The sequence below is a fragment of the Streptomyces violaceorubidus genome (assembly GCF_000717995.1).
Classification (GTDB): Bacteria; Actinomycetota; Actinomycetes; order Streptomycetales; family Streptomycetaceae; genus Streptomyces; species Streptomyces violaceorubidus.
This window is the reverse complement of record NZ_JODM01000068.1, coordinates 1-8454: the sequence shown is the minus strand read 5'-3', so window position 1 is coordinate 8454 and position 8454 is coordinate 1. Positions and strand designations below refer to the sequence as shown.

The following is an 8454-nucleotide window of genomic DNA, read 5'->3' as shown; positions in this document are numbered from 1 at the left end:
GAGGTACGACAAACTCGCCGTCCGCTACGAAGCGACCGTGCTGGTCGCAGCCATCAATGAATGGCTGTGACCAGCACTTTCGCAACAGGCCCTAGCCGCAGCCGCCACCACCCCCATCGGAGCCTGGCTCGCCGAGCAGCGCTCCCTGGCCGCCCGCGACAGTCTCGACGCACGGCGCGCCGCCGCCCTAACCGCTGTTGACCGCGAATGGCGACTGCCTCACGGACCCGACTGGCACCGCAAATTCGGGCTGCTCCGCGCCCACCTGCAGGCCGGGAATGATCCCAGCGACCTCCACAGCAACTCCCACTTGGGCGCCGTGAAGATCGGCCCTTGGCTGCAACGCCAACTCACCCGCTGGGCCACACTCTCCGGCCCCCAGCAGGCCTTGCTCACCAGCATCGGTCTCGATCCGCACACGCGCCCGATTGCGGCGCCCCGCCGGGCACGACGCACGTTCGCGCAAAGCGCGCAGCTCCTACAGCTCTTCCTTCAGCGTGAAGGGCGCGCCCCCGCCGCCCGGGAAGAGATCACGGTCGACGGTGAGCACATCAAGATCGGCCCCTGGCTCGCCAAGGCCCGCACTCGCCACCGGGCCGGGCAACTCCCGCTAGAACACGCGCATTTGGTTGCCGCTCTGTTCCACGGGGATTGGAGCGACGAGGACGCCACACCCGCCTCTCTCCCTGCAGAGCGCTGATCCGACAGTCCACGACCAGCGCCCTGAGGCGAGGAGCACGACGGAAGGGCCCGGCGCCCTGCCACCGCAGCGCCTGCGGGGCTGCGCCGAAGGCCGTCGGCTGGAATACTGGGCATGGACCACGAACGTTCCAGAAACGGGGGAGGCAAACGGACGTGTGTGCAAACCAAGTTGGTATAGGGCGATTGCACTCGACGATGCCAGTCCCGCAAACAACCACTTCAGGGAACTGCCCTGCTGAATAGGAGACCGCATACGTGAACAGCGAGCACCCGCACCAAATGCATCCGCCGTGCTCGCCGTCCGACCGCGCCCGTCACACACTGCCCACGATCTCCTTGAGCGCCGAGGGAAGTGTCTCCAGGACCGTGTCGTAGAGCGTCTCGTGCTCGCAGCCGGCGCCACCGTGAGCGACGATCTCGGCCGCCAGCGCCCGCAGTGAAGGCGGCCCGCTCACCACCATCTTCCGGGCCAGAGCGAGATTCCCCGCCAGCTTGTCCGGCTTCTGCCGGTACTTCGTGGCGCTCCTGTACACCTCGACATCCATGCCCACAGGAGTGATGGGGCGGCCCACACGTTCGCTGAGATTCGCGATGATCTGAATCCCGTGAGCATCAAGGTCCTGCCAGGACGCCACAGGCAATGGCGCCATGGCCTGGAGGAACTCGGCCAGGCCATGGGCCGCGTACCCGGCGCCCCAGATGCAGAGCCAGTGATCGGCGATGCCGGGGGTGTTGCACACTTCCGTGAAGGCCTCCTGGTTCTCCACCAGAAGCACCCCCACCGCGGAGCAGTCGATTACGCCCAGGCTGAGCAAGCCCTTGGCCGGCAGCCCGAGCCAGGGCCGGCAGGCTGCAGTGTCCGCGATGACGTTGTCGACACGCCACAGCAGCGGACCCCGCATCCGCAACTCGGTGTCGCTGCCCTCGACCGCCTGGTCGAACGGCATCCCGATCAGGTTCGCAAAAGCCTGACGGCGCGGGGGAGTCCACCCGTACTTGGTGTCCTGCATGCTCGTGCCGATCAAGGACTTCGCCTTCATCGGCTTTGGCCGCGGCTGCGCACGCCACCACACCGCCGCCGACTTCACCGCCACCTCGTACACCCCCCAGTCCTCGGTGCCGCTCGCACTGTCGCCGGGCACCTTCAGCGTGCGGCCGGGGGGCGTAGCCGCCAATCTCGCCCGCTCGTCGGCCAGTTGCGGAATCCCGTCCATCGCCTGCAACAGCTCGGCATGCAGCCGCAGCGGATCCGGGTGCCCGCGCAGCTGTGCAAGCTTGTCCTCCCGCAAGTCCGCCCAGGACTGCGTCAGCCGCCATCCCTGAGGGACATAGCTCGTGCCCTGCACGACCTGGCAGCGCACCACGACCCCCCCGCACAGGATCAAGGAAACGGCGATGCGCCACGCGTCCTGAGTACCGAACTCCCGCTCGATGGTGGCCCACCGCTTGAACGTGCCGGTGGACAGAACTTTCTTCAAGAGTTTGTCCGGCATGCCCTCGGGCGGCGCGTAGGCCGGCACGGGACCGGCCGCCACCAGGTCGGCCACCTCGGGCTTCACACGCCTCTTCAGATCCTGGGGAACGCGATGCAGCACCTCGTCGCCGTCCTTGCGCTTGCGGGGCACCGTCACGCCCAGGACACCGGCGGGCAAGCCGCGCAGCGGGACCTCGACACAACCGTGGGCCTCACCGAGCAGCAAAGAAGGCTGGGGGACAGGGGCAGACTCAGACACGGTCACGCCCAGCGGTGAGCCAGTCAAGCGTCAGCTCTACGCGCTGACCGTGAGCGTCGTAGCCCCAAAAGGCGGTGGGCTGGTTGTAGGCGTCCGTGGAAGAGGCATGCGTGAACCACAGCAACTCGTCACACACGTCGGCGGCGTCCACGAGCACGCTGTCCTGGCATGTCCCCAGGATGCTCAGCTCTCGCTGACGAGCGACATTCCGCAGCGCGGCGAGCATGTCCTTGCGGTTGACCTCCCCGAGGCTGTTGCCCAGCTCATCCAGGATGAGAACGCGCCCCCGCGGCTCGTCGTCAGCAAGCAGCGCAGCCAGTACCAACTGGATAGCAAACACCTTGACTTGCGCACCATTGGCATTGGTCCGGTACGGAACGTGCTTGCCGCGGGGAGACCGCTTCCAGCACGGGGTTACCTCCCAGCGCCAGGGCCGGGCGCCCTCGGGACGCACACTCTCCACCTCCAGCTTGGCACCGTAGCCACCACGCTGGCGATCCAGCTGGTCGAAAGAGTCATTGATCTGACCGAACAGCCCATCGAGATGCCGCTCGATCATGTCCTGTAGCGTCTCAAGCGTCCGCGCGCTAGCCTCGGCCTCCCGCTCAAGGACGGCCAGCTGCTTCGCCCGCTCGTCCTGCTCGGCCGAAATCTGGGCGGCAACGACCATGTCCCGTTCGCCATGACCCGCCAGCCGGACCTGCAACGGCCCGGCCAGATCGTCGATCCCGACCCGAGGGATCGCCCCGGTGTCGTCCTGGGCGAAATCGGCGCGCAGTTCGCCGACACGACGCAGGTCTTCCACAGTCTCGTCGGCGACATCGTTGGGCAGGCCGTACTGCTCGTAGGCAACCCGCAAAGACTCCTCGACCTCGCGCCGCAGCCGCGCGGGCCTGGGCAAGGACGCCGTCGTCGCCTCCGCCCCCAGCAGAGCGGCCGCCTCCTCAACGCTGCTGCCCCACAGCCCCAGCCACGCCGGACACGCCACCTGAGAACGTGCACGCTCCAACTGCGCGATCTCCTTCAACTGGGCAGCGTGCCTCTCGGCCTCCCTCTTCACCATCTCCTGCGCCGCAGAAACCCGATGAGTGTGCGTGGCCAGCGCGATCCCCGCCTCTCGGTGCTTCTCCTCCAGACGGGCCTCCACCCCGACAGCTTCCGCGATCTTGCTGTCGGCCTCCGTCACAACCTGCTCCAGCTCCTTCTCCCGGTCTCGCAGACCAGCGTGCTCGTGCGCCGCTGCCGCAGCATCACGCTCTGTTTCTGCAAGCTGACACTCCGCCTGCACGCCCTCAAAGGCCTTGCCAGCCTCGACGCAGACGCGCTCGCGTTCCTCGACCTCGGCCTTCGCCAGAGCGAGCCGAGCAGCCCGCCCGGCAACCGGCACCTCAAACCCACCCACGACCGCGGTCGACAAGGCACGGTCGTAGGCCGCCGCCGGATCCACCAACGATGTCATCCGCTCCTCGAGGGCACGCAGAAAGCCGATGACCCGAACCCGCCCCGACACCCCAGACGGCCACTGACCGGCCGCAGCAGCAGGATCGTCGGCCGCAACAACCTGCGCGCCCGGCACAACCCGCAAGGCCACGCGCGCCGACTCCGCCTCAGCCGCACCCACCACCACAGCATCACGCCAGGGCCACAGCCGCGGCTCCCACACGGCACGCACCGCCTCGTCCAGCTGCAGCTGGTCCATCAGGCCCACCGCACCCATCAGGCCATGCTCTTCGAGCACCTCCAGACTCTGCCCGGCCCCCCCGCTCCGCCCCCGCTCCACCTCCTTCAGGCACTGGTGGGCCTCCTCAAGGGCATGACGCGCACCGTCCGCATGCCGCCGCGCGCCGTATACACGATCCTGCACCGCCACCAGCGCCGCCTCAGCTTCCGAGAGACTCGTACCGAGCCACAGAGAAACCTTCGGCCGCAAGACCGTCATACGGCGACGAACCCCAGCCAGCTCCGTGTCTGCCGACGTCCGCCGCGTACGGAACCCCTCGGTGACCTGCCGCGCATCCGACCACCGCTGCCGCGCATCTGCGACCTGGTCCTCGAGCCCGGTCACCGCCTTCAGTTCGTCCAGGTGCGCACGTCGCCGCCCAACGACCCCCTGAACCTCATCAGCCTCCGCCTGCCTGTCCGACAGCTTTGCCGCCAGCTCCTGGTCAGCACGCACGGCCACCAGACACGAGACGGCAACGAAACGCTGCCAGGCCCGCCGCGCCTCCTCGAGCCCGGCCCCCGCCGCAGCACGAGCCCGTACCGCCTCCATCACCACCTGGTCCTCGGCCTCCTTGAGAGCATGCTGCTTACGCACCTCCTCCAGCTTTTGCGCATGCTCCAAAGCTGCGCCCCGTCGGTCAGACTCCTCATCCACCAGGTGCGTCATCCCGGACAGGCCAATCAGCGCATCACCGATGGCGGCTGGCTTCATCGCCGTCAGTTGCTGATCCAGAAGCGAAGGAACCGCTGGACGCAGCGGGGTGTCCAAATACGACAGACACCGCGGCGCATTGCCATACAGCTCCTCAGCCATACGAGGAGCCGACAACAGGCGCGAGGCACTCAACCCCTTCCACAGCTCGTCCGCCTGCATCGCTCGCTCGGCGTCCGTGGCCGCATCAGCGACGTAGACCCCCTCGGTCCAGTTCGCCTGGATATAGGGAGCAGACGCCCCAACCCGGACCCACACCGTCAACGCATCGTCGGCCAAGTCCTCGGCCTCGGAGGCGAAGACCCCCACCACGTAGCCGTGTGTCGCCGGCGCCATCTCCCATGCACTGTCGACCCCCGCAGCCTCCGGCCGGAATAGGATCCCGCTCGCATCGCGACCGAACGTCGACTCGAACCGCCACTGAGGATCGCCCAGCAGCAAAGAGACCGCGATGAGAAAGGAAGTCTTGCCCGAACCGTTCGAGTCCTCCTTCGGCCCCACCCCGGACACCGCGACAAACGTCTTGGGAATCAGGGCCACCGCATGGGTCGTCAGCCGCGAGATGTCGAACGTCTGCAGCGCCGCAAGATGACGCTCTCCCACCACACCCCGATGCTCAGGCAGCCTGGGCAGCCCGTCACCCAACTCGTCGTCCACCGCTCACTCCTCACTCGACTGAGAGCCCAGCGCATCCCGACGGGCCCGAAGACGCAGGATCGACTCCGCCAGAGCCCCGCCGGGCTCGGCCAGCAAAACCAACTGCTCGAGCAACGCCGCCTGGGAGGCCTCCGTCAAACGAAGCACTTGAGGACCCAAAACCACGCCCGCTCCCTTGAACCGCACCAGATCAGCGGTCGCCAGCCGCGCCAAAGCGTCATCCACGGCACCATCAGGAACAGCAGAGTCCTTGAGCCGATCACGGCTAACCGGCACCCCCTCCGTCCATAACGTCTGTCCGAGGATCCCGCCACGTGCACGGGGAATCGCGACACTGAACAGAAAGACCAGCGTCAGCACCGCACGGTCCTCCCGCCCCAGCACGCCGACACCCTCATCCGCCAGACGTGTACGGATCGCATCGTCATAGCCGGACACGAACCCGTTACCCACAGCAAGAAGCACACGCCCGGAAGCAGCCAACACTTCTTCCACCACGCGTCGCAGCGGCACCTCCGCCAACGCCCGGAAGCTCGACGCCGGAACCGGCCACCGCGCCGTCTCCACAGCACACACTGCTGCCCGCACGTCCGCCTGCCGATGCTCGGGCAGGGCCTCGTACAACTCTGTCCCCACGCCTAATCCTTCACCGCGCAGGGCAGACAGTCATAGCCACGCCGCAACTCATCGATGTCCCGCTCGCCCCAGGCCGCCACCATGGGCCCCAACCGGACCAGCCCGTCACCGCGATCGACGGCCAGATATCCGAAGGCCCGCAACTCACGAAGCGCCCTCCGATACGCAGCCGCCTGCCTACCCTGAGCAGACTCGGCCAACCATCTCTCCGAACCGGGCGCCGCACATGCAGCAATGACCTCCGCCTCCGACACAGCACCTCCCGGATACGGAACCCGAGAAGGCTCAGACCAGCACAGACGCAGCGCAGCGCCCAGAACCAGCAGCTGAGACGGCGTAGCAACACGATGCGTGTCCGGATCCGTGAGCACCCCGCTGACCGGCTCCACATCCGAGCCCCAACGCACCAGGACGCCGCCGCTCCCTGTAGGACCCACCACCTCTACCGCCCGCAGCTCAACGTCCGGCACAGCCCGATGCAAGACGCCCCCGTCAGTCGCATCCACCACAACCCGCTCAGCTCTGGCCCTCGCCAGCCAGTACGCCCCCTCATTCATGACGAGCCCTCCTGATCAACGGACTTGTCCGCAGCACCAGAAGCATCCTGCGGAACCCGATACACCGAAAGCGGAGTCGCATACGTGACTGGCCCGTCTGGCGCCACAGCCAAGGAACTACTTACCTCCACGAAGTACGGCACGGAAGGATCCGCCGAGGCCTGCAACAGGTCCACCACCGCAGAGATCGCTGCAGGCCATCGCAGGGCCTGCAAAGAAGACGTCAGCTCAGCCTCCTCACCGCCCTTCAGCCAGAACTGCATAGACGCTTCACGGCGCTGGCGCAGCCTCTGCGCCTTCTCCCGCGCCATCTCCACCGGATCGGGGCCCGGCGGTATCGACGCCGGCCGCGGCGGTCTTCTCCGTGGAGCCGCAGGCCGCCGTTCCTCCGCTGCCGTCAGCACCTGTGCTGCAGTGATCTGCACACTCGCCGGATCGAACACCGTAGCCACGAACACCTCGGCCAACGCATCGACCGACGAACTCCGGGCTGCAGTCACATACTGCTCGGGAAGGAGCATGCTGAAGTCCCGCTGAGAAAACGCCTGTTGCAAGAGCCGCTCATGGAACTCATCGACAGCAGAGGAATACCGCAAGGCTGCCTCAATCAGGCGCGTGCACGCGGACCTCAGCGACGGAAACCGATCACTAACGGCCCTAACCAACTGCCGCGCGTGTTCCAACAGCGTATCCTTGGACCGATGATGACGACGCTCCTCGAGTAACTCCTCAATCGGCTTGGATCGCACCAACAGCAGCAGGTGAGTGGTATTGATGACGAGTTCGTGACGTGCCTGCCGAAGCCGCGAGAGCAACTGCTCCTCGTTCAAAAGCCCTTGCTGCAAGTGGTCGTAGGTCCGGCCCAACAGCGTCAGAATCTCCTCGACGCCACCGTCCTGAGCAAGGCGCTCAAACACCAACAGCCCAGCTCCGCTGGTGGGGTTGAACACATAGCGAGCCTCGTGAGGCTTGTCCCGGGGCCCCTTCAGCATGTCCATCGCCACGAAGACGTTGAACCGTGCCTCAAAAGCCGCTCCAGAAGCCACGTGGACACAGGCCGCCGCAATCTCAGAGCGAGACAGCCCCTTGTCCGAAGCCGCCTCACCGAACGCAGCGTGGATAGCCTCTGCCAGCCGTAGAGACAGATCGTCTTCCACCAAAGCAGCTCGTGCTGCCACCGGCGCTACAAAGGGACGGACGTAGTCCAGCCGTCCAGAACCATCCCCCGCATCCAGCTCAGTGAACAAGTCCTCCTGGCCAGAAGCACTTTCATCAGCAGGCAAGACTCTCCCTAGCCATCCCTGCGCCCCTCACGGCACATCAGCTCAAGGAGTAGAAGCTATCGGTCCACAACAACATGTGTAGCCCTAATGGATCCATTTCCCTTCTCCAGGTGATGAACCACACAAGATCAAAATATGGCACCCCGCACGCTGGCCAGGCAGCAAGCCCAGATACGGATTCGTAGAAACTTTTCCGGAAGGAAGCACTCGCGCCTCGCAGCCCGCCGGCCCGCGAAGCGGGCGCAAGGGCGGGGGAGCGTAGCGGACACGCACCCTGCGGGTGCTGCGCACCCGCACGCTCCGAGAGCGCAGCGAACGGAGCATCACTTCTGGTGCGCAGCACCAGAAGTGATCAGGCCGCGCAGCGGCCCCAACCCCTCGCGCAGCGAGGGGTTCAACCCCCCTGCGCAGCAGGGGGGTTCGCTTTCATAGCGCGCAGCGCTATGATACCC

At 66.4% G+C, this 8454-nt stretch carries 5 protein-coding genes; 1 reads left to right on the top strand and 4 read right to left on the bottom strand.

What is annotated here, in order from left to right; all coding sequences use genetic code 11:
* The first annotated feature begins 319 nt into the window (after window positions 1-319).
* Entirely contained in the window at window positions 320-700 is a 381-nt protein-coding gene (locus IE94_RS36515) for a hypothetical protein (protein WP_425337996.1), read from the top strand.
* 316 nt (window positions 701-1016) lie between these two features.
* On the opposite strand, the gene IE94_RS0133670 is transcribed toward IE94_RS36515, so the two are convergent.
* The 4 genes from IE94_RS0133670 to IE94_RS0133650 form a co-directional block, all read right to left on the bottom strand.
* A complete protein-coding gene (locus IE94_RS0133670; RefSeq protein ID WP_245235376.1) occupies window positions 1017-2402 on the bottom strand; it encodes a Wadjet anti-phage system protein JetD domain-containing protein in 1386 nt (461 codons plus the stop codon).
* A 25-nt stretch (window positions 2403-2427) separates the two neighbouring features.
* A complete protein-coding gene (locus tag IE94_RS0133665) occupies window positions 2428-5526 on the bottom strand; it encodes a coiled-coil domain-containing protein (protein WP_051777874.1) in 3099 nt (1032 codons plus the stop codon).
* A 3-nt stretch (window positions 5527-5529) separates the two neighbouring features.
* On the bottom strand, window positions 5530-6162 hold the full coding sequence (locus IE94_RS0133660) for a hypothetical protein (protein ID WP_030192047.1): 633 nt from the start codon (window positions 6160-6162) through the stop codon (window positions 5530-5532).
* 553 nt (window positions 6163-6715) lie between these two features.
* On the bottom strand, window positions 6716-7966 hold the full coding sequence (locus tag IE94_RS0133650) for a hypothetical protein (RefSeq protein WP_157849434.1): 1251 nt from the start codon (window positions 7964-7966) through the stop codon (window positions 6716-6718).
* Window positions 7967-8454: the final 488 nt, after the last annotated feature.